Below are 1,708 nucleotides of genomic sequence, written 5' to 3'. Positions count from 1 at the left end.
CAAAGTATTACCGGGTGAGTACCCAAATTTATCATTGTCGTTTTTTTACAACCAATACCGCACTCTTCGTACAGGAAGTAACCCGGACCCTTCCATTATATTCAGCAATGGATTGCCTGTCGGCATTGATCAAACCCTCCTGGCCAATAACGACCTGGAAGGCGATACCTATGGGATGGAAGCCCTTCTCGAAGTTCAGGCAACAAAAGACTGGAAACTGATCGCAGGCTATAGTTACATGAATATGGATTTTGAATTTGGTGGAGAGTTGGAGGAGTTTTTAAACAGTTTTTATTCCGCTCACAAATTTTCTCTTCAGTCCAGATTTAAATGGTCTGACACCGTAAGCTTCAACACCTGGCTGACTTATACCCACGACATTGATGTACAGGACCAATCAGGCCTCTTTGATTTGACGCTTTCCCTCTCCTGGGAACCCTCCCCTGACTGGAAAATTGAATTTGTGGGACATAACCTCTTGCATGATGATAGGCAACAAAGCCTGTCTGAAATCATCAGTATGGTTTCAACCCAGATCCAGCGGGGAGGCTTTATCCGGCTGACCTATGAATTTTAAATTTTGGAAATTTCCATAAGAGCCTGCTGTATTTGATGTCACAAAAATAAAGTACCTGCCGCCTTAGAGGGAGGGAGGCGGCAGGTACTTTAGGCATCTGGCGCGTAAGGAGGACGCCAAGCAAATATGCAGGTGGTTGCGTTAACTTTATTTAGTACATTATTCTTGCCTGCATAGGAGGAAAATGCCGGACCGCTGTCGGAAGTTCCGAAGCAGCAGCCTGGCGCATGATTAATGGCTACCTAAAAAGTCAGGATATGCATTACCACCATGTTCTGTAGAGTCGAGTCCTTCTATCTCTTCTTCCGCAGATACTCTTAGGCCCATGGTAGAGTCAATAATTTTGAACAGGATAAAAGCCGTGCAAAATGTCCATGCAAAGCAGGAAACAATACCAATGCACTGTACGGACAAAATTTTGATGCTCGTGCCGCCGATGTTAAAGATACCTGCAGCAAGGGTTCCCCAGGCACCGCAGACACCGTGTACGGAAATCGCACCAACGGGGTCGTCGATTTTGATTTTATCAAAAAACAGTACGGAGAAGACAACCAGAATACCGGCAACGGCGCCGATCAAGATGGCGGAACCAGGCGTAACATTGGCACAGCCGGCAGTAATACCCACCAACCCAGCCAGGGTACCGTTCAAACTCATGCCCACTTCAGGCTTTCCAAACTTAACCCAGGAAACGATCATGGCCACCACAGCGCCTGTGGCTGCAGCCATATTGGTGTTGACAAAAATCATTGCAATAGATTTATCTGCTGTGGTGGTGGAACCCGGGTTGAAACCAAACCAGCCGACCCACAGGATGAAGACGCCAAGGGCGGCCAGGGGGATGTTGTGACCCAGAATCGGTTTAATACCACCGTCTTTGGTGAACTTTCCAAGACGGGGACCCAGAACGATAGCGCCTGCCAATGCAGCCCAGCCACCTACAGAGTGAACAACTGTGGAGCCTGCAAAATCAATGAACCCAAGACCTTCAAGCCAGCCGGAACCGTTGAACAGCGATCCCCAGGCCCAGGAACCAAAGATGGGATAAATCAATGCGGACAACACCGCACTGTATACAAGGTAACCGGTGAATTTGGTCCGTTCAGCCATGGCACCGGAAACGATGGTGGC

The 1,708-nt window shown here is 48.2% G+C and carries 2 protein-coding genes; one reads left to right on the top strand and one right to left on the bottom strand.

All coding sequences use genetic code 11. The features are described from left to right. Window positions 1–577: TonB-dependent receptor (locus B3D59_RS09185; RefSeq protein ID WP_286819184.1), on the top strand; the 577-nt coding region annotated here is incomplete at its 5' end. 231 nt (window positions 578–808) lie between these two features. Here the strand turns inward: B3D59_RS09185 and B3D59_RS09180 are convergent. Continuing rightward, a partial coding sequence (locus B3D59_RS09180; protein ID WP_286819182.1) for an ammonium transporter occupies window positions 809–1,708 on the bottom strand: 900 nt, incomplete at its 5' end.

The sequence above is a fragment of the Desulfobacter sp. UBA2225 genome (assembly GCF_002348205.1).
Classification (GTDB): domain Bacteria; phylum Desulfobacterota; class Desulfobacteria; order Desulfobacterales; family Desulfobacteraceae; genus Desulfobacter; species Desulfobacter postgatei.
This window is presented reverse-complemented; position numbering and strand designations above follow the sequence as displayed.